The organism is Falsiroseomonas sp. RANM36, assembly GCF_056682175.1.
In genome coordinates, this window is the sequence record NZ_JBWXTD010000002.1 from 116,784 (window position 1) to 135,984 (window position 19,201).

The following is a 19,201-nucleotide window of genomic DNA, read 5'->3' on the forward strand; positions in this document are numbered from 1 at the left end:
GCCCCCCGCGCGCCGGGCGGGGGGGGGGGGGCGGGGGGGCGGGGGCGGGCGGGGGCGGGGGGCGCGCGGGCCGCCGGCGCCGTCTCCTGCCTGCGCACGGCGGGGCTGGCGCTCGCGGTCTCGCCGGTGGTGGGGGGGCAGGTCTGGATGCCCCTGGCCGTGGCGGCGGTCGCGTTCGGCCTGCCGGCACTGGTCTCGGGCCGGCGCGGCAATGCCGGACAGGCGGCCGCGCTGCCCGACAACCCATTCGAGCTGTCGGCGGTGCTGAAGCTCGCCCTGCTGCTGGCGGCGGTGGCGCTGCTGGCGCGGCTGGCCGCCGAGCGGCTGGGCGCCGAGGCGGTGCTGGTGGTGGCGGCGGCGACGGGGCTGGCGGATGTGGATGCCGTGACGCTCTCGGTGCCGCAGCTCGTGCCGGCGAGCCTGCCGGCGGAGGTCGCCGCCATGGCGATCGGCGTGGCGGTGGCGAGCAACATCCTCGCCAAGGCCGGCTATGCGCTCGGCGTCGGCGGTGCCGGCTACGGCCTGCGGATCGCGCTGCCCTCGCTCGCCGCGCTGGCGCTGGGCGGCGCGGTGCTGCTGGTTGCGTGACCGCGCATCTGCCTGCCCCGTGGGCGCCGTTCCGGCCGGCTTGCCTGGAAATGATGCGCTCCGGTGGCGTGATGCCGACATCGGCGGCAATCCCGGCTTGCCGCGCCGGCGGCCTTCTTGCGACATCGGACCATGCCCGATGGCGCGCCACGCCCGCATGACATCGCCGCGCTCAAGGCCGCCCTGCCGGGCCTGACGCTGATCGAGGATCGCGCGCTGGTCCGCCAGCGCTCGCGCGACTTCTTCTGGTTCAGCCCGCTGCTGGACCGGCAGCTGCGCCGCAAATCCGCCGATGTGGTGGCGCTGCCGGCGGACGAGGCCGAGGTGATCGCGCTCGCCGCCGCCTGCGCCCGGCTGCGCATCCCCGTGACGCTGCGCGGCGCCGGCACCGGCACCTATGGCCAGGGCGTGCCGGAGCAGGGCGGCGTGCTGCTCGACATGACGCGGCTCGACCGGCTCGTCTTCGCCGATCCGGCGCGCGGCCTGCGCGCCCAGGCCGGCATCCGCATGATGGCGGCGGAGGACGCGGCGATCGCGGCCGGCGGCGAACTGCGCATCCATCCCTCCACCAAGCGCATGGCGACGCTGGGCGGCTTCTTCTGCGGAGGGTCGGGCGGCATCGGCGCGCTGCTCTGGGGCGGGCTGCGGGAGCCGGGCAACATGCAGGGCGCGCGCGTGGTCACGCTGGAGGAGACGCCGCGCGTGCTGGAACTGCGCGGCGCCGACTGCAACCTGGTGAACCGCACCTATGGCGCGACCGGCATCGTCACCGAAGTGGAGGTGCCGCTGGCGCCGCATCGCGACTGGCGCGACACGGTGGTCGCCTTCGCGGACTTCATGGACGCGGCGCGCGCGGGCGATGCGCTGGCGCGCAGCGGCCTCGACGCGAAGCTCTGCGACGTGCTGGAGGACACCGCGGCGATCGGCCTGCCGCCGGTGCTGGGCGAGGCCGTCGCGCCGCCGGCCGCGCATCTGCTGCTGGCGATGCTGCCTGCCGAAGCGGAGCGCGAGTTCCGGGCGCTGATGGCATCGCATGCCGGCCGCGTGACGCTCTGGGCGGAAAGCCGCGCGCGGGAGGCCGATCCGGACGCCACGCCGGTCTATGAATGCGCCTGGGGCCATACGACGCTGCATGCGCGCAAGGTGGATCGTGGCGTCACCTATCTGCAGACGCTGAACCCGCCCGGCCGCGTGCTGGAGAGCATCGAATGCTCCTGGCGCCACTTCGGCGGGCGCGAGATGCCGATCCATCTCTGCTTCATCCTCTACGAAGGCGAGGTCGCGGCGAACGGCGCGCATCTGCTGCGCCTGCCGGAGGACGACGCGGCGGCGCGCGCGCGGCTGGATGCGATCATCGCCGCGCATGAGGCGGCCGGCATCCCGGTCGCCAATCCGCATGTGAACACGCTGGAGGCGGGCAGCCGCCACAAGCGCGTGCCCGGCGACCAGCTCGGCTTCAAGGCCAGGGTGGACCCGCATGGGCTGCTCAATCCCGGGAAGATGGAAAGCTACGTCCCGGTCAAACCCTGAGGCGACACGAAGGAGATACTCCCATGACCCATTTCTCGCGCCGCCAGGCGCTGCTCGGCGCGGGCGCGCTGCTCGCCGCGCCCAAGGTCGTCACCGCGCAGAGCCTGCACCGCGTGCGCTTCACGCTCGACTGGGTGTTCCACGGCTCCTACAGCTTCGCCGCCGCCGGCGAGCGCAACGGCATCTTCCGCAACAACGGCGTGGACATGTCCATCACCCGCGGCTACGGCTCCGGCCGCGTGCCGATCGACATCGCGGCCGGCACCTACGACATCGGCATCGGCGACATGACGCCGGCGATCCGCTTCATGGCGGAGAACCCGGACCGCGACATCGTTGCCGTCGCCATCGTGTACGACCAGTCGCCGGCCTGCTGCACGGTGCGCGCCGACGGCCCGATCACCGAGCCGAAGATGCTCGAGGGCAAGACGCTCGCCGCGCCGGAATTCGACGGCGGGCGGCAGATCTTCCCGGTCTTCGCGCGCGCGGTCGGCATCGACGCCAGCACCATCCGCTGGAACAGCATCTCGCCGGAGCTGCGCGAGCCGATGCTGGTGCAGCGCCGCGCGGACGGCATCACCGGGTTCATCACCTCCACGGGCCTCAGCCTGAAGGCGTTGGGGATGGATTGGCCGCAGCAACGCATCTTCCGCTACAAGAACTACGGCATGGATTTCTACGGATCCGGCCTCATCACCACGCGCACCTTCCTGCGCGAACGGCCGGAGGCGGCGCGCGCCGCGATCCGCGCGATCCTGCAGGCCACGATCTGGGCCTATCGCAACCCCGCCGAGGCGATCGCCTTCCTCAAGCAGCGCGAGACGCTGACCGATGTCGCGATCGAGACCGAGCGCCAGCAGGTCACCTTCGACGAGATGATGATCAGCGACACGGTGAAGCGCAACGGCCTCAGCCATTTCGAGCCGGCGCGCGCGCAGAAGCAGATCGAGGCGATCGTCGAGACCTTCCGCCTGCCGCGGACGCCGACCGTGGCCCAGGTCTTCGACGGCAGCTTCCTGCCGCCGGCGAGCGAGTTGCGCGTGGCGGCCTCGGCCTGACCGCGTCGCGGCCGGGCGGTGGCCGCGCGTCCGGGATGCGGGCGCCGGCCGTCAGCCTGGCCATCGCGGGTGCAGGTCGTCGATCACGAAGGCATGGCGGTGGCGGAAGCCGTCCGGCCCGCGATGGATCGGCGCGGGCGCGGCGGCCCGGTGCGGATGATCCGGCGGCAGGCCGGCGTGGTGGTGCTCGATCTGCTCGGGATCGGCCGGCGGCCAGAGGATCGCCGCCGCGGCGAGTCCCGCCATCGCCAGCGCCGCGAGCACCAGGAAGGTCGGGCCAAGGCCGAGCGATGCGCCGAGCCAGCCGGCCAGCGGATAGGTCAGCAGCCAGCAGGCATGGCTGAGGGCGAACTGGGCGGCGAAGAGCGCCGGCCGGTCGCCCGGATGCGCCGAGCGCCGCAGCAGCCGGCCGCTCGGCGTCAACACCAGACCGTTGCCGATGCCGAGCAACGACCACACCGCCAGCAGCGCTGGCCATGACGGCGCCAGCGGCGCGAGCAGCAGGCCCGCAAGCAGCAGCGCCGCACCGGCCAGCATCGCGGTGCGGTCGGTGATCCGCCCGCCGAGCAGGCCCGGCAAAGCGAGCGCGGCGAGCATCGAGCCGAGGCCGTAGGCGGCGAGTGTCCAGGCCACCGCGCGCTCGTCGAGCCCGAAGCTCGCGCGCACCAGCACGACCGTGTTCACGATCACCATCGCGCCCGCCGCCGCGACCGTCAGATTGAGGGCCAGCAGCCCGCGCAGCCGCGGCGTGGCGAGGTAGATGCGCGCGCCGCGGGTGGTGCGCCCCCAGGCGCCCTCGCTTGCGGTCGGCGGCTTCGGCGACGGCAGCGAAACCGTCAGCACCAGCGCCGCCGAGGCGAGGAAGCCCAAGGCGTTGAGCCCGAAAAGCCAGTGGAAGCCCATCACGCCGAGCAGCATCGCCGCCAGCGCCGGGCTCGCCAGCGCCTCCAGGTCATAGGCGAGGCGCGAGAGGGAGAGCGCCTTGGTGTACTCGCTCTCCTCCGGAAGGATGTCGGGTATGGTCGCCTGGAAGGTCGGGGTGAAGGCGGCGGAGCAGGACTGCAGCAGGAAGATCAGTAGGTACACCTGCCAGACCTCGGTGACGAAGGGCAGGCAGAGCGCGACCGCGGCGCGCAGGAGGTCGAGCCCGACGAGCAGCGTGCGGCGGGGCATGAGGTGGACGAAGGCCCCGGCGACCGGCGCGATGCCGACATAGGCGATCATCTTGATCGCCAGCGCCGTCCCGAGCACTGTCCCTGCATCGGCGCCGGCCAGGTCGAAGGCCAGCAGCCCGAGGGCCACGGTCGCCAGCCCGGTGCCCAGCAGCGACAACAACTGGGCCAGGAGCAGGTGTCGGTAGGTCGGGTTGGACAGCGGCGATAACATGCAAGCCTCGGATGGGGCGCGACGTCGGAACATGGCTCCGGCCGGGGAACCTGTCTCGCAGCTTCGCGTCCTGGCCAGAAGCGATACCGCCGGAGGTCCGCCATGCCGTCCCGCCTTGCCTGCCTGCCCGGCGCCCTGCCGCGACGCGGCCTGCTGATCACGGCAGGCCTCACGCTCTGCGGCTGTGGCGCGCAGCACGCGCTGCCCCAGCCCGGCTCGGCGCAGCTGGCCGAGGCGCGGCAGGCGATCGCCGAGGCCGGGCCGCTGCGGCGGCGCCAGCGCAGCGAGGCGGAGCAGATCGCCATGCTCCGCCGTGTCGCGCAACGCGTGGCCACGTCCTCCGATCCGCTCTGCCGCGACTATCTCGGCAGGGGCTGCGCCTTCCGCGTGGGGTTGACCCGCAGCGACCAGATCAATGCCTTCGCCTCGGGCGAGGATGTGGTGGGCGTGACCACCGGGATGCTGGAGGTGGTCCGCAACGACGCCGAACTCGCGGCCGTGGTGGCGCATGAATATGGCCACCACCTGGCCAAGCACATCCAGCGCGCCGGCGCGCGCACGCAGCTCGGCGCCCTCGCCGGGGCGGTGATCGGCGCCTATCTCGGCGGCGACGCGCTCGCGCAGACCGGCGCGCAGCTCGGCGGCGGCGCGGCGCGGCTGATCTATTCGCAGGAGGAGGAGCGCGAGGCCGACTACCTCGCTGCCTTCATGGTCCGTCGCGCCGGCTACGACCTCGACCAGGCGGGCGGGATCTGGGTGCGGCTGGCGCAGGCCGCGGGCGGGGCGGAGCAGCCGAGCCTGCTGCGCACCCACCCCACCGGCCCCGAGCGCCTCGCCGCCTGGGAGCGGACCGTGGCGGAGATCGAGGCCGCGGGCCCGAACCCTTCGCCGCGCCGGGGCTGAGGCGTTTGCTTCAGCGGATCGGCACCACCGACACCGCGTTGTAGGGCGAGCCATCCACCAGCTTGGTGGACCAGGCGAGATAGACCACCGCGTTGCGCTCCTCGTCCACGAAGCGATGCACGCGGGTCTCCTTGAAGAAGAGGCTCGTGCTGCTTTCGTAGACCTGCTCGCCGCGGTCGCCGCGGCGCGCGCCCTCCTGCACCTGCACCGGGCCGGTGGCGGCGCAGCTGAGGGAGAAGCGGGCCGGATCGTCGGCGACGCCCAGCATGCCGGAGAAGCCGCCGGTGCGCGCCTGGCTGATCCAGCAGGAGACGTTGCGCACCTCCGGGTCGTCGAAGCGCTCCACCACCACGCGGTGGCTGCGCGTCAGGCCGAGATTGGTGATGGCGGTGTTCACGTAACCGACCTCCCGCGTGTCGTCGGCGGCGGCGGCGGGAAGGGCTGCGAGCAACAGGGCCAGGGCGGGCAGCAGGCGGTGCAGGGCGGGCATGCGGCTTTCCTCCGTCGGGTCGTTGCGCGCAATCAGCATGGCCGGGCCGTGCCCCGCAACGGGGCCGGCGATGACATCAATCCCCGAGCGCCACGCCCTCCCGCCGCGGATCGGCGCCGCCGAGCAGGCCGGACGGCGTGACGCGGATCACCGACAGGCCGGAGACATTGGCGCGCACATCCGTGCGATGGCCCATCGCCTGCAAGGCGGGCGAGAGGGACGCGGCCGGGGTGTCGGCCTCGATCTCCACCGGGCCGGTGCCGGCCACGCCGATGCGCGGCAGCGCCACCGCCTCTTGCGGCGGCAGGTTCCAGTCCAGCATCGCCACCAGCGTCTGCGCGACATGGAAGATGATGCGCGACCCGCCGGCGGAGCCCGCCAGGATCTCCGGCCGGCCCAGCGCATCCAGCACGATGGTCGGCGAGGTGGAGGAGCGCGGGCGCTTGCCCGGCTGCACGCGGTTGGCGACGGGCCGGCCCTCCTGCTCGGGCAGGAAGGCGAAGTCGGTGAGCTGGTTGTTGAGCAGGAAGCCGCGCACGAAGATCCGCGAGCCCATCGAGGCCTCGATCGTCGGCGTCACGGACACCGCGTTGCCGAAGGCGTCGAAGGCGACGATGTGGCTGGTGCCGGCTTCCTGCTCCGCCAGTTGCGGCGCGGCGCGGCCCTCGCGGAAGGGCGGCTCGCCTGCCGCGGGCGGGGCCATGGCGCGGGCAGGATCGATCAGCGCGGCGCGGCCGGCGACATAGGCCGGATCGAGCAGGCCGCGCAGCGGCACGCGCACGTAATCGTCATCGGCGAGGTAGAGGTTGCGGTCGGCGAAGGCGAGGCGCCCGGCCTCGGCCAGCAGATGCGCCGCCGGCGCCCCGACGGGATCGAGCGCCGCCATGTCGAAGCGGGACAGCATGCCGAGGACCTGCGCGATGGCGACCCCGCCCGAGGTCGGCGGCCCCATGCCGCAGACCTGGCGCGCGCGATAGGGCGCGCAGACCACGGCGCGCAGGCGCGGGACGTAGTTGGCCATGTCCGCCATGCTCAGCGTCCCGGGATTCGCATGGCCCTGCACGGCGGCGACGATCTCGGCCGCGATCGGCCCGGTGTAGAGCGCATCGGCGCCTTCCGCCGCGACGGCGCGGAGCGTCGCGGCGAGCGAGGGGTTGCGCAGCATGTGGCCGGGCGGCCAGGGATTGCCGCCGGCATCGAGGAAATACGCGCCGGCGGCGGGATCGCGGCGGAGCGCGGCGACCGCTCCGCCGACCGCGCCGGCCATGCGCTCCGGCACCGGGAAGCCGGCCTCGGCCGCCGCGATGGTGGGCGCCATCAGCCGCGCCCAGGGCAGGCGGCCATGGCGGCGATGCGCGGCCTCCAGCATCCGCAGCAGGCCCGGCACGCCGACGCTGCGCCCGCTTTCCATCGCCGCGACGAAGGGCATGGGCTGGCCGTCCGGGCGGCGGAACAGGTCGGGAGTTGCGAGGGCGGGCGCCGTCTCCCGCCCGTCCCAGGCCTCGATGCGGCGGTCCGTCGCGCCGAAATGCAGCATCAGCCCGCCGCCGCCGATGCCGCTCGATTGCGGCTCGACCAGGGTGAGCATGACCGCGGCGGCGATCGCCGCATCCAGCGCGCTGCCGCCTTCCCGGAGCACCGCGAGGCCGGCCTCGGCGGCCATCGGATGCGGCGCGACGATCATGTGGCGTGTCGCCGGCCGCGCCTGCGCGGTGCTTGCGGCGGGCTGGGCCTGCGCGCTGTGGGCGATCAGACAGAGGGCGAGCAGGGCGAGCAGGCGGCGCATTCCGGACTCCTCGGTCGCCGTGGCAGGCTGGCAGCATGCGCAGGGGCGAGGCGGAACGGAAGGCTGCCGATGGGCGCGGCCGCCACGCGGAGGCGAAGGCGGCGGCGGCGCTGGCGTCGGAGGGCTGGGCGGTGCTGGCGCAGCGCGTGCGCACGCCGGCCGGCGAGCTCGACCTGGTGGCGGAGCGCGAGGGGCTGCTGGCCTTCGTCGAGGTGAAGGCGCGGGCGAGCCTGGTGGAGGCCGCCTTCGCGCTCGGCCCGCGGCAGCGCCTGCGGCTGATGGCGGCGGCGGAGGCCTGGATGGCCGCCAATCCCGCGCATGGCGCGGCGGGGGTGCGGTTCGACGTCCTGCTGGTGGATGCGGAAGGCCGCGTGCGGCGGATCGCGGACGCCTTCCGGGTGGAGTAGCGGCGCCCTGTCAGCCCGGCGGCAGGCGGGCGCCGCCCCGGTTCACACCGTCACCATGGCCCGGCCGGTGCCGAACAGCACATGCGCCTTCAGCCCGCGCAGCAGGCGGCGCATGGCGGTGTTCTCCGCCTCGAAGCTGACCTCGGCGGTGGTGGCGCCGAGGCCGAGCAGGCCGCCCGGCACCAGGCAGGCCATCAACTCGCTCGCGATGCCGCGGCGGCGCCAGGGCTCGCTCACGCTCACGGCAAGGGTCACGCCGCCATCGGGCAGCCGCCAAGTGAGGGCCGCGCCCGCGACGCGGCCGCTGCCGGTGAGCGCGCCGAAGCCGACCACGTTGCCGAGCCGGGGGCGGAAGTCGAAGCCGCGGCACTCGGCCTCGATCTCGGCATCGGTGCGGGGCGCGCCCCAGCGGGCGAGGCGGTCCCAGCCGCAGAGCTCCTGGAGGTGCACCGCCAGCGCGTGGCGGTCGTCCCCGTTCAGGCGGCGGAAGCAGAGCGGGGCGCCGGCGGAGGCGGCGCGGCTTACGGCGATCCGGCAGCTGGTGGCGAGCATCTCGTTCTCTCTCCTGGCTTGGCGCGACGCGGCGCGGCTGGCCCGGAGACCACCAGAAGGACGCGGCTGCGTCCCGAGAGCGGGACGAAATCAATCCGAAAGTGGCGGGGGGAACAAATCAGCGACCCGGCATGCGGTGCCGGAAGGCCAGCGCCTCCGCGACATGGGCGCGGGCGATGCGCGCCTCGCCGGCGAGGTCGGCAATGGTGCGGGCCACGCGCAGCGCGCGCACCTGGCCGCGGGTGGAGAGCCTGAGCCGGCCGGAGGCGGTCTCGAGCAGCGTCAGCGCCTCCGCATCCAGGCCCGGCTGCAGCTCGTCCCAGCCGGCCTCGGCGTTGCGCGTGGCACCACCGCGGGCGCGGGTGCGGTCGCGGGCGGCGGCGACGCGGGCGGCCACGATCTCGGTGCGCTCGCCGATGGGGGCGCGGGCGAGTTCCACGGCGGGGATCGGCTGCACCTCGATCACCAGGTCCATGCGGTCGAGCAGCGGCCCCGAGAGGCGCGCGAGGTAGTCCTGGCCGCAGCCGGGCGCGCGGGCGCATTCGCGCGACGCATCGCCCAGGTAGCCGCAGCGGCAGGGGTTCATCGCCGCGATGCATTGGAAGCGCGCGGGGTAGGACACATGCGCGTTGGCGCGGCTGATCGTGGTGCGCCCGGTCTCCATCGGCTGGCGCAGCGCCTCCAGCGCGGGGCGCGGGAATTCCGGCCATTCGTCGAGGAACAGCACGCCGAGATGCGCGAGGCTGATCTCGCCGGGCTTCGCGCGATGCCCGCCGCCGACGAGGGCGGGGACGCTGGCCGAGTGGTGCGGGTCGCGAAAGGGCGGGCGGCGGATGAGCTTGCCGCCGGTGAGCATGCCGGCGACGGAGTGGACCAGCGAGACGTCCAGCGCCTCGGCGGGCGTGAGGTCGGGCAGCAGGCCGGGCAGGCGCGCGGCGAGCATGGATTTCCCCGCGCCGGGCGGGCCGACCATCAGCAGGTTGAGCGAGCCGGCCGCGGCGATCTCCAGCGCGCGCTTGGCGGATTCCTGGCCGCGCACCTCGGCGAGGTCGGGGCCGCGCCAGGGCTCGGCATCCACGTCCGGCAGCGCGGGCGGGGAGAGTAGTTGCCGGCCCGCGAAGTGGTTGATCAGGGAAGGGAGGTCGGGCGGCGCCAGCACCTCCACAGTGCCGGCCCAGGCTGCCTCGCCGCCCTGCGGGCCGGGACAGACCAGGCCGAGCTCGCGCGCGCCGGCGGCGATGGCGGCGGGCAGCACGCCGGCGACGGGGGCGAGGGTGCCGTCCAGCGCGAGTTCTCCCAGCGCGGCGAATTCCGCGACGGCGTCGCGCGGGATCACCTCCATCGCGGCCAGCACGCCGAGCGCGATGGGCAGGTCGAAATGGCTGCCTTCCTTCAGCAGGTCGGCGGGCGCGAGGTTCACGAGAACCCGCTTCGGCGGCAGCGACAGGCCGATGGCCGTCAGCGCCGCACGCACGCGTTCGCGCGATTCGCCCACGGCCTTGTCGGGCAGGCCGACGACGAGGAAGGCGGGCAGGCCCGGGGCGATCTGCACCTGCACCTCGACGGGCACGGCCTCGATGCCGGCGAAGGCGAAGGTCGGGATGCGGGCGATGGAGGACACGCGCGGCAGGGTGGGGCGGGCGGGGGCGGAAGATCAACCTTGGGTTCTGTCTTTGCTGAGGTTCCTGCACGTTTTTTGCGAGGTCTCTCGTACCCCCACCCCGACCCTCCCCCGCTGCCGCGGGGGAGGGAGAATGGGGCGCCACCCCTCTTCCCCCCCGTCCCGCATCGCCCTTTCATGGGCGCGACACAGCACGGGCACACCGCACGCATGATCCGCGCCGCCATGATCGGCCTCGGCACCTGGGGGCAGCATCTCGTGCGCTGCGCCGAGGGGGCGAAGCACATCCGCTTCACCGCCGCCGCCACGCGCACCCCCGCCAAGGCCGCCGACTTCGCCGCATCGCGCGGCCTGCGCATGCTGGAGAGCTACGAGGCCGCGCTGGCGGACCCCGAGATCGACGCGGTGGTGCTGGCCACGCCGCACACCCAACACACCGACCAGATCGTCGCCGCCGCGGCGGCCGGAAAGCCGGTCTTCACCGAGAAGCCGCTCGGCGTGAACGCGGCCGAGGCGCGCCGCGCGGCGGAGGCCTGCGCGAAGGCGGGCGTGACGCTCGCCGTCGGCTACAACTGGCGCTTCCAGCCGGCGCTGCAGCGCATCAAGGCGCTGGTCGAGGACGGCACGCTCGGCCGCATCCTGCACATGGAGGGCAATTTCTGCGGCCCCTCCGCCTATCGCTTCCCGAAGGGGCATTGGCGGCACGACCGCAATGAGGGCCCCGCGGGCGGCATGACCGGGCGCGGCGTGCATGTGGTGGATGCGATGCTCTCGCTCGCCGGTCCCATCGAGCAGGTGACGGCGCAGAGTTTTCGCCTCGTCCAGGATTTCGGCATGGACGACACGACATCCATGCTGTTCCGCTTCCGCTCCGGCGCGACAGGCTATCTCGGCACCGTCATCGCCACGGCGGAGACCTGGCGGCTGCAGGTGTTCGGCGCGAATGGCTGGGCGGAGGTGGGGGATGTGGAGCACCTGCCGACCTGGCAGCTGCGCCTCTGCCTGATCGACCGCAACGAGATCGGCAAGAAGCAGCGCCCGCAGGTGTTTTCGTTCGAGGACACCAGCACGGAGCGCGCGGAGCTCGACCACTTCGCGGAAGCGGTGCTGGCGAAACGGCCGCTCGCCCTGCCGGATGGCGACGGCGTGCACAACGTGGCGGTGCTGGAGGCGATCATGGCCTCCATCGCCTCCGGCGGGCCGGTGAAGGTTTCCTGAGGGGGATGCGTGCGATGACGATGCGATTCACGCGCCGCGCGGCGCTGGCCGGCGCGGCGGCGCTGGCTTCGGGCGGCGCGATGGCGCAGGGCACCGACTATCCGAACCGGCCGATCCGCGCCGTGGTGCCGTCGCCGCCGGGCGGGCCGCCGGACCTCATCATCCGCGCGCTGGCGCCGAAGCTCTCGGCGGCACTCGGCCAGACGGTGGTGATCGAGAACCGGCCCGGCGCCGGCGGCATCGTCGGCACGGCGGCGGTCGCGCGCATGCCGGCGGATGGCTACACATGGCTCTTCACCACGGCGAGCCACGTCAACACGCCGCCCTTCAACGCCAACGTCAATTTCGATCCGATCGCGGACTTCACCCATGTGACGCTCGCCGTGCAGAATTTCGGCCAGGCGCTGGTGGTGCATCCCTCGGTGCAGGCGACGAACCTGGCGGAGCTGATCGCGCTGGCCAAGCGCGAGCCGGGCAAGCTGACCTACGTGAATGCCGGCAACGGCACCGCCAGCCACATCCCGGCGGAGCTGATGAAGGCGATGGCGGGCGTGGACATCCTCTCCGTGCCCTATCGCGGCGTGGGGGAGGGCGTGTCGGACCTGCTGGCGGGCCGCATCGACATGTTCTTCGTCGGCACGAATGTCGCGCTGGAGCATGTGCGCGCGGGGCGTCTGCGCGCCATCGCGCTGACCGGCGCGCGGCGCTGGAAGGGCATGCCCGACGTGCCGACGATGCAGGAGCAGGGGCTTGCCGGCTATGACGTGGTGAACTGGTTCGGCCTGTGGATGCCGGCCGGCGCGCCGCGCGCGGTGGTGGACAAGACGCATGCTGCGATGCGGACGGCGGTGAACGATCCGGAGATCGTCGCCCTGTTCGACACCCAGGGTCTGCAGGGCATCGCGATGCCGCCGGACGAGTTCGCGGTCTTCGTGCGGGAGAAGGCGCAGATCGCGCAGGAGATCGGGCGGAGGGTGAACGCGGCGACGCCGCGGTGACGCCGCGAAGGCGCCGGATCAGAGTCTGATCAGGCGCTTTCCCAGGTTCTCGCCGCGGTAGAGCCCGGCGATGGCGTCCGGCGCGCTCTCCAGCCCGTCGAGGATGTCCTCGCGATGGCACAGCTTGCCCTCGCGCAGCCAGCCGGCCAGGCGGTCTATCGCCTCCTCCTGTCCGTCCAGGTGGTCGAAATAGAGAAAGCCCTGCATCCGCGCGCGCTTCACCAGCAGGTGCCGCTCCACCCGCGGCCCCAGCGGCGGCGGGTCCCAGGAACTGACGGAGGCAGTGCCGCAGATCACCACGCGGGCGCCGACCGCCAGATGCGGCAGCACGGCGTCGCTGACCGGGCCGGCGGTATTGTCGAAGTAGACGTTCACGCCCGAAGGGCAGGCCGCGGCGATGGCAGCAGAGAGATCCTTCTCCGCCCGGTAGTCCAGCGCGGCGTCGTAGCCGAATTCATCCCGGCAGAGCGCGACCTTGGCCGACCCGCCGGTGATGCCGACCGTGCGGCAGCCGAGGATCTTCGCGACCTGCCCGACCGTCGCCCCGACCGAACCTGCGGCGGTCGAGACCACAACCGTTTCGCCCGCGCGCGGATCACCGAGGCGCGTCAGCCCGAGATAGGCCGTCACGCCGTTCAGCCCCAGGACGCCGAGCTGCGCCGACAGCGGCAGGTCCGCCTCCCGCACGCGGCGCGTGACGTTGGTGCCGTCGCTGTCGGCGTAGTCCTGCCAGCCGAACATGCCGACCAGCCGGTCGCCGGGCGCGTAGAGGTTGTGGCGGCTCTCGATCACCTCGCCGACGGCGAAGCTGCGCATCACCTCGCCGATGCCGACCGGCGTCGAGTAGTTCGCGACCGCGGAGACCCAACCGCGCATCGCCGGATCCACCGACAGGAAGGCGTTGCGCAGGCGGAGATGGCCCTCGGCCAGTGGCGGCAATGGCGCCTCGACGATCTCGAAATGCTCGGCCTGCGGGATGCCGTCCGGGCGCGCGCGAAGGCGGACCTGGCGGTTCGGTGGCGTGCCCATCTCAGCCTCTCCAAGATCCGAGAAACCGCCCCAGCAGCCCGCCGATCCGCTCCACGTTGTAGCCGCCTTCCTGGATGATCGCCGCCGGCAGCCCCGCCGCGGCGATCATCGCGCCCGCGCGGGCGAAGCCGTCTTCCGTCACGGACAGGAAGTTCAGCGGCTCGTGCTCGGAGGCATCGAAGCCTAGGGAGACGACCAGCGCCTCCGCCCGGAAGGCGCGGATGGCAGCGAGGCCGGTCCCGATGGCCTCCAGCCAGCCGGCATCGCCGGTGCCCTGCGCCAGCGGCAGGTTCAGGTTGCGCTCCTCGCCATCGCCATCGCCGCGTTCCTCGGCGCGGCCGACGAACCAGGGATAGTAGCCATCCGGGTCGCCATGCACCGAGACGGTCAGCACGTCGCCCCGCAGCCAGAATATTCCTTGAGTTCCGTTGCCGTGGTGGCTGTCAATGTCGAGGACGGCGACGCGCGCCGCGCCCGCGCCGCGAAGCGCCTGGGCGGCGAGGGCGGCGTTGTTGACGTAGCAATGGCCGCCCGCGCGCGCGGCATAGGCGTGGTGGCCGGGCGGGCGGCAGAGCGCATAGGCGGTGCGGCCCTCCGCCGCTTCGCTCGCCGCGGCCAGCGCGCAGGCGGCGGCGCCGATGGCGGCCTCAAACGTGCCGGGGCCGATGGGGCAGGCGGTGTCGGCGCTGTACCAGCCGGCCTGGCCGACGAGACCCTTCGGCCGGCGCGCATCCTGCATCAGCATCTCGGGCGTCGGGTGCATATTGCCGACGACCTCCGGCCCCGGCTCGGGCAGCGCGGCCCAGGCGGCGGGGGCGTCGCGCAGGAAGTCGAGGTAGTCCGGCGTGTGCACCGCCTCCAGCGCAGCGCGCGGCGCTTCCGGCGGGATCTCGGGAAGGATGCCAAGCTCGGACAGCCCGGCGCGCAACGCCTCGGCCCGGGCTGGCACCTCGAAATTCGGGCGGACGCGGCCGCGCATCAGGAAGAAGTGCGGATCGTGCCGCGCCTCGGCAGGGTGGGCGAATGCCTTCATCTTTGGCAGGTTAGGCCTGCCACCTGACGGCGGGAAGGACGGCATGACGGAGTTGGACCCGGGCGCGCGGCGCGCGATCCTGGATGCTTGCGAGGCGCTGCGTGGGGAGTCCGTGCGCCTGCTGGAGCGCCTGGTGCGCTGCCCCTCCACGCTGGGGAACGAGGCCTCCGCGCTGAACGAGATGGCGCGGATCTACGAGGGGCTTGGCCTCGCGGCACAGCGCGTGCCGGTCGAGGTCGAGAAGCTCAAGGCGCATCCCGGCTTCTCGCCGCCGCTGATGTCGTATGACGGGCGCGACAACGTCGTCGCGGTGCACCGCCCGCGCAGCGCCACCGGGCGGTCCCTGGTGCTGCAGGGGCATGTGGACGTGGTGCCGGACGGGGCCGCGGATGAATGGACCACGCCGCCCTATGAGCCCGCGATCCGCGGGGGGCGGATGTATGGTCGCGGCGCCGGCGACATGAAGGCCGGCATCATAAGCTATGTCACCGCCTTTCGCGCCCTGAAGGAGGCCGGGCTGCAGCCCGCGGCCGAGGTGCAGATGCATTCCGTGATCGAGGAGGAATGCAGCGGCAACGGCGCGCTGGCCTGCATGGTCGCGATGCCGCCCTGCCAGGCCGCGATCATCCCCGAGCCCGGCCCCGGCCTGCCGGCGATGTATTCGGCCGAGGTCGGCGTCGTCTGGGCCTTCGTCACGGTCACCGGCCGCCCCGCCCATGTTCGGGACAAGCAGGCCGGGGTGAACGCCATCGAGGCGGCGATGGCGATCTGGTCACGCTTCGAGGCCTATGAGCGCGAGATGAACCGCGCCGAGCACATCCACGCCAGCTTCCGCGGCGTTAACCATCCGGTAAACGTCAATCTCGGAACCTTCGAGGGCGGCGAGTGGAACAGCTCGGTCGCGACACGGGCGAGGCTGGGGCTGCGGGTGGGCGTGATGGTGGGCAACAGCGCGGATCGCGTCCGCGCCGACATCGAGCGCATCGTGGATGCGGCGCGCGACGACGCGGCGCTGAAGGGCGCCAAGGTGAAGGTCGAGTTCCGCGGCTTCCACGCAGACCCCTGCGTCTTCGACATGCAGGCGCCGATCGTCACGCTGGCGATGCGGAGCTATGCCGAGGTGACGGGCGGGGATTTGCGCCAGTATCCGGCGACGGGGCTGACGGACGGGCGCTTCTTCCAGCTCTACCAGGGCACGCCGGTGGCCTGCTTCGGGCCGGATGCGCAGGAGATCCATGGCATCGACGAGAGCGTCGGGCTGGATTCCATGCACGACATCACGCGCGCCATCGCGCTGACCATGGCGGAATGGTGCGGGGTGGAGGGCATCCGATGACCGCAGGCGCGCAGACGCCGCAGGCGGCGAGCACCGAAGGTCTGAATCGGATGCCCCAACGAGAGTTCTTCCGATGAAGGGAAACCTCCCGGTCTCCGGCGCCAGGCTGTGGGACAGCCTGATGGAATACGCCCGCATCGGCGCCACGCCGAAGGGCGGCTGCAACCGGCAGACGCTGACCGACCTCGATTCCGAGGCGCGGCATCTGCTGGCGAAGCAGGCCGCCGCGGCGGGCGCGACGCTCAGCGTGGATCGCGTCGGGAACATGGTGCTGACGCGGCCGGGGCGCGATCCGTCGCGCAAGCCGGTGGCGATCGGCAGTCACCTGGACACGCAGCCGACGGGCGGAAAATTCGACGGCGTGCTCGGCGTGCTGGCAGGGTTGGAAATCCTGCGCGCGCTGCACGAAGCGGGCGTGGAGACGGAGGCGCCGGTCGCGCTGATCAACTGGACCAACGAGGAAGGCGCCCGCTTCTCCCCGCCGATGATGGGCTCCGGCGCGGCGATGGGCATCTTCCCGGAATCCGAGGTGCTGGCGAAGACCGACAGCGCCGGCGCGGTGTTCGGCGCGGAGCTGTCGCGCATCGGCTGGGCGGGGCAGGCCGATCCGGCGGCGCTGCGGGATCTCGGCGCCTATTTCGAATTGCACATCGAGCAGGGTCCGGTGCTGGAGCGCGAGGGATTCGACCTCGGCCTCGTCACCCATGCGCTGGCGCAGCACTGGTTCGAGGTGACCGTCATCGGCGAGGACGCGCATGGCGGCAGCGCCATGGCCGGGCGGAAGGATGCGCTGATGGCGGCGGCCGAATGCGCGTTGATGATCGAGCGCGCGGCGCTGGCGGCCGGCGCGCGGGCGACCATCGGGCGGATGACGCTGCATCCGGACAGCCGCAACGTCGTGCCGGGCCGCGTGTGGTTCAGCCTGGACACGCGCCACGACCACGAGGACCAGCTTGCCGCGCTGGCCGCGACGATGCGCGCGGAGGCCGCGGGCATCTCGGCACGCCGCGGCGTCGCGATCGCCATCGAGGATTTCTGGATCTCGCCGGCCACGCCCTTCGATCCCGCCCTGGTCGCCCATCTGGAAGCCGCTGCGAAGTCGCGCGGCGTCAACGTCCGAAAAATGCCGACGGCGATCGGGCATGATGCGGTCTATGTGGCGCGGCGCGTGCCTTCGGTGATGCTGTTCTGCCCCTGCCATGGCGGCATCAGCCACAACGAGGCCGAGAGCATCACGCCCGCCTGGGCGGAGGCGGGGCTGGTGGTGCTGGCGGATGCCGTGGTCGCAGCCGCCGGGGTTTCGAGAGACTGAGCAAGATGCGCATCGCGATCGGCGGCTTCCTGCACGAGAGCCATTCCTTCGCCCCACGGCCGACCACCTGGCGCGATTTTCGGGAGCCCGGCGGCTGGCCCGCCGTGCAGCGGCCGGCGACGCTGGTGGGGGAGCTGCGCGACACGGCGGTACCCGCGGCCGGCGCGATCCGGGAAGCCGAGGCCGCGGGCGTTTCCATCGCGCCGCTTTCCTGGGGCTTCGCCAACCCGGCGGGTCCCGTCAGCGCGGAGGCCTTCGAGCGGCTGGCGTCGCTGATCTTCCATGATCTGCAGGCGGCGCTGGATGAGGGGCCGCTCGACGGCCTCTATCTCGACCTGCATGGCGCGATGGTGGCGGAGCATTTCCCCGATGCGGAAGGCGAGCTGCTGCGGCGCGCGCGCGCCATCCTCGGGCCCGGCGTGCCGATCGCCGCCAGCCTCGACCCGCATTGCAACCTGACGGCCGCGATGGTGCGCGACGCCGACATCCTCTGCCCCTTTCGCACCTATCCGCATGTGGACATGAAGGAGGCCGGCGCGCGCGCGATGACGCTGCTGCTGGCCCGCATCGCGCGCCAACAACCCTTCGCCAAGGCGTTCCGGCAGCTCGACTACCTGATCCCCATCACCAGCCAGTGCACGCTGGTGCCCCCCATGGCGGAGGTGATGGCGGCGCGCCAGGGCATCTCGGCGAAGCTCGGCGCGGCGGAACTCTCGCTCTGCTTCGGCTTCCCCTATGCCGATTTCGCCGATTGCGGCTGCGCGCTGGTGGCCTATGGCGTGACGCAGGACGCGGCGGACGCGGCGGCCGACGCGCTGCTGAAGGAGCTGCGCCTGCGGGAGACGGAATTCGCCCAGCCGATCCTGGAAGCGAAGGAGGCGGTGGCGCAGGCCATCGCACTCGCGAAGGACGCGAAGGGGCCGGTGGTGATCGCCGACACGCAGGACAATCCCGGCGGCGGCGGGCATGGCGACACGACCGGTCTGCTGGCGGAGCTGCTGGCGCAGCGCGCGGAAGGCGCCGTGCTCGGCCTGATCAACGACGCGGAGAGCGCGGCCGCCTGCCACGCCGCGGGGGAGGGGGCACAGGTCTCGCTCGCTCTCGGCGGCAAGTCCGACGGCGCGCCGCTGGAGGTGGAGGCGCGGGTGCTCGCGCTCAGCGACGGGCGCTTCACCTGCACCGGTCCGATGGCCGCGGGCAACCGCGCCGATCTCGGACCCTGCGCGCTGATCGGAATCGGCGGCGTCGCGGTGATCGTCGCCTCGCGCAAGATGCAGGCCTATGACCAGGCGCTGTTCCGCCACCTCGGCGTCGAGCCGGCCGCACAGAAGATCCTGGCGCTGAAGTCGAGCGTGCATTTCCGCGCCGACTTCCAGCCGATCGCACGCGCGGTGCTGGTGGCCGCGGCGCCGGGGCCGGTGGTCGCCGATCCGGCGATCCTGCCCTTCCGCCATCTGCGCCCCGGGCTGCGGCTGCGTCCTGGCGACAACCGGAGGGTCGGCTGAGATGCGCGCCAGGCTGCCGATCCGCGTCGCGCTGTTCCGCCATCTGCCGCCCGCCTTCCCGGAACTGGCGGCGGATGCGCTCGCCGACGGCCAGCGGATGCTGGAGGTGCTGCAGGAGGATTGGGAGCGCGGCGCGCAGCGCTTCGACGGGCCGGGCGAGGCGCTGTTCGGCGCCTTCGCCGGGGATGCGCTGCTCGGCCTCGGCGGGCTGACGCGCGATCCGTATCTGCAGGAGGAGGCCGGGCGCGTGCGCCGGCTGTATGTGCGCCGCGCCGCGCGCGGGCATGGCGCGGGGCGCGCCCTGCTCGCGGCGATCGTCGCCGGCGCGGGGGAGGCGGGCTGGCCGCGGCTGCGCGTGCGCGCGCCGGCCTCGGCCTTCCTGTTCTACGAGCGCTGCGGCTTCCTGCGCGCGGTGGGCGAGCGCGCGGCGACGCATGTGCTGCCGCTGC

The 19,201-nt window shown here is 73.0% G+C and carries 18 protein-coding genes; 11 read left to right on the top strand and 7 right to left on the bottom strand.

The features are described 5' to 3' along the window. From AC1MIR_RS01445 to AC1MIR_RS01455, 3 genes are all read left to right on the top strand, one after another. The coding region (locus tag AC1MIR_RS01445) for a DUF4010 domain-containing protein (RefSeq protein ID WP_480026409.1) at positions 1 to 588 on the top strand (588 nt) is incomplete at its 5' end. A 132-nt stretch (positions 589 to 720) separates the two neighbouring features. Continuing rightward, entirely contained in the window at positions 721 to 2,118 is a 1,398-nt protein-coding gene (locus tag AC1MIR_RS01450; protein ID WP_480026410.1) for an FAD-binding oxidoreductase, read from the top strand. Positions 2,119 to 2,141: 23 nt separating this feature from the next. After that, the gene (locus AC1MIR_RS01455; protein WP_480026411.1) at positions 2,142 to 3,176 is read left to right on the top strand and encodes an ABC transporter substrate-binding protein; all 1,035 of its coding nucleotides are present in this window, start codon (positions 2,142 to 2,144) and stop codon (positions 3,174 to 3,176) included. 51 nt (positions 3,177 to 3,227) lie between these two features. On the opposite strand, the gene AC1MIR_RS01460 is transcribed toward AC1MIR_RS01455, so the two are convergent. Beyond that, positions 3,228 to 4,562: an MFS transporter gene (locus tag AC1MIR_RS01460; protein ID WP_480026412.1), complete on the bottom strand. Its 1,335-nt coding sequence runs from the start codon at positions 4,560 to 4,562 to the stop codon at positions 3,228 to 3,230. A gap of 102 nt (positions 4,563 to 4,664) precedes the next feature. On the opposite strand from AC1MIR_RS01460, the gene AC1MIR_RS01465 reads away from it, so the two are divergent. After that, positions 4,665 to 5,465, top strand: coding sequence for a M48 family metalloprotease (locus tag AC1MIR_RS01465; RefSeq protein WP_480026413.1), 801 nt, complete (start codon positions 4,665 to 4,667; stop codon positions 5,463 to 5,465). A 10-nt stretch (positions 5,466 to 5,475) separates the two neighbouring features. Here AC1MIR_RS01465 and AC1MIR_RS01470 read toward each other — a convergent pair whose 3' ends face one another. Beyond that, complete coding sequence (locus AC1MIR_RS01470; RefSeq protein ID WP_480026414.1) at positions 5,476 to 5,994, bottom strand: CreA family protein; 519 nt, start codon at positions 5,992 to 5,994, stop codon at positions 5,476 to 5,478. A gap of 37 nt (positions 5,995 to 6,031) precedes the next feature. Then, on the bottom strand, positions 6,032 to 7,741 hold the full coding sequence (gene ggt / locus AC1MIR_RS01475; protein WP_480026415.1) for a gamma-glutamyltransferase: 1,710 nt from the start codon (positions 7,739 to 7,741) through the stop codon (positions 6,032 to 6,034). A gap of 35 nt (positions 7,742 to 7,776) precedes the next feature. Between ggt and AC1MIR_RS01480 the strand changes: the two genes are divergently transcribed. Then, the gene (locus AC1MIR_RS01480) at positions 7,777 to 8,148 is read left to right on the top strand and encodes a YraN family protein (RefSeq protein WP_480026416.1); all 372 of its coding nucleotides are present in this window, start codon (positions 7,777 to 7,779) and stop codon (positions 8,146 to 8,148) included. A gap of 42 nt (positions 8,149 to 8,190) precedes the next feature. Here AC1MIR_RS01480 and AC1MIR_RS01485 read toward each other — a convergent pair whose 3' ends face one another. Continuing rightward, entirely contained in the window at positions 8,191 to 8,700 is a 510-nt protein-coding gene (locus tag AC1MIR_RS01485) for a GNAT family N-acetyltransferase (RefSeq protein WP_480026417.1), read from the bottom strand. A 118-nt stretch (positions 8,701 to 8,818) separates the two neighbouring features. Beyond that, entirely contained in the window at positions 8,819 to 10,321 is a 1,503-nt protein-coding gene (locus tag AC1MIR_RS01490; RefSeq protein WP_480026418.1) for a YifB family Mg chelatase-like AAA ATPase, read from the bottom strand. Positions 10,322 to 10,531: 210 nt separating this feature from the next. On the opposite strand from AC1MIR_RS01490, the gene AC1MIR_RS01495 reads away from it, so the two are divergent. Beyond that, positions 10,532 to 11,539 carry a Gfo/Idh/MocA family protein gene (locus tag AC1MIR_RS01495; RefSeq protein ID WP_480026419.1) on the top strand — a complete coding sequence of 336 codons (1,008 nt, stop codon included), beginning with the start codon at positions 10,532 to 10,534 and terminating at the stop codon, positions 11,537 to 11,539. 14 nt (positions 11,540 to 11,553) lie between these two features. Beyond that, complete coding sequence (locus tag AC1MIR_RS01500) at positions 11,554 to 12,537, top strand: tripartite tricarboxylate transporter substrate-binding protein (protein WP_480026420.1); 984 nt, start codon at positions 11,554 to 11,556, stop codon at positions 12,535 to 12,537. Positions 12,538 to 12,555: 18 nt separating this feature from the next. Here AC1MIR_RS01500 and AC1MIR_RS01505 read toward each other — a convergent pair whose 3' ends face one another. Next, positions 12,556 to 13,566: an NADP-dependent oxidoreductase gene (locus AC1MIR_RS01505; RefSeq protein ID WP_480026421.1), complete on the bottom strand. Its 1,011-nt coding sequence runs from the start codon at positions 13,564 to 13,566 to the stop codon at positions 12,556 to 12,558. A gap of 1 nt (position 13,567) precedes the next feature. Then, positions 13,568 to 14,599, bottom strand: coding sequence for a histone deacetylase family protein (locus tag AC1MIR_RS01510; protein WP_480026422.1), 1,032 nt, complete (start codon positions 14,597 to 14,599; stop codon positions 13,568 to 13,570). A gap of 43 nt (positions 14,600 to 14,642) precedes the next feature. On the opposite strand from AC1MIR_RS01510, the gene AC1MIR_RS01515 reads away from it, so the two are divergent. The 4 genes from AC1MIR_RS01515 to AC1MIR_RS01530 all read left to right on the top strand — a co-directional run. Then, positions 14,643 to 15,935 (top strand): ArgE/DapE family deacylase, encoded by a 1,293-nt coding sequence (locus tag AC1MIR_RS01515; RefSeq protein ID WP_480026423.1) that lies wholly within the window; start codon positions 14,643 to 14,645, stop codon positions 15,933 to 15,935. Positions 15,936 to 16,008: 73 nt separating this feature from the next. Continuing rightward, on the top strand, positions 16,009 to 17,247 hold the full coding sequence (locus AC1MIR_RS01520) for a M20 family metallo-hydrolase (RefSeq protein WP_480026424.1): 1,239 nt from the start codon (positions 16,009 to 16,011) through the stop codon (positions 17,245 to 17,247). Between the two features lie 5 nt (positions 17,248 to 17,252). Next, positions 17,253 to 18,752 (top strand): M81 family metallopeptidase, encoded by a 1,500-nt coding sequence (locus AC1MIR_RS01525; protein ID WP_480026425.1) that lies wholly within the window; start codon positions 17,253 to 17,255, stop codon positions 18,750 to 18,752. 1 nt (position 18,753) lies between these two features. Beyond that, a partial coding sequence (locus AC1MIR_RS01530; RefSeq protein WP_480026426.1) for a GNAT family N-acetyltransferase occupies positions 18,754 to 19,201 on the top strand: 448 nt, incomplete at its 3' end.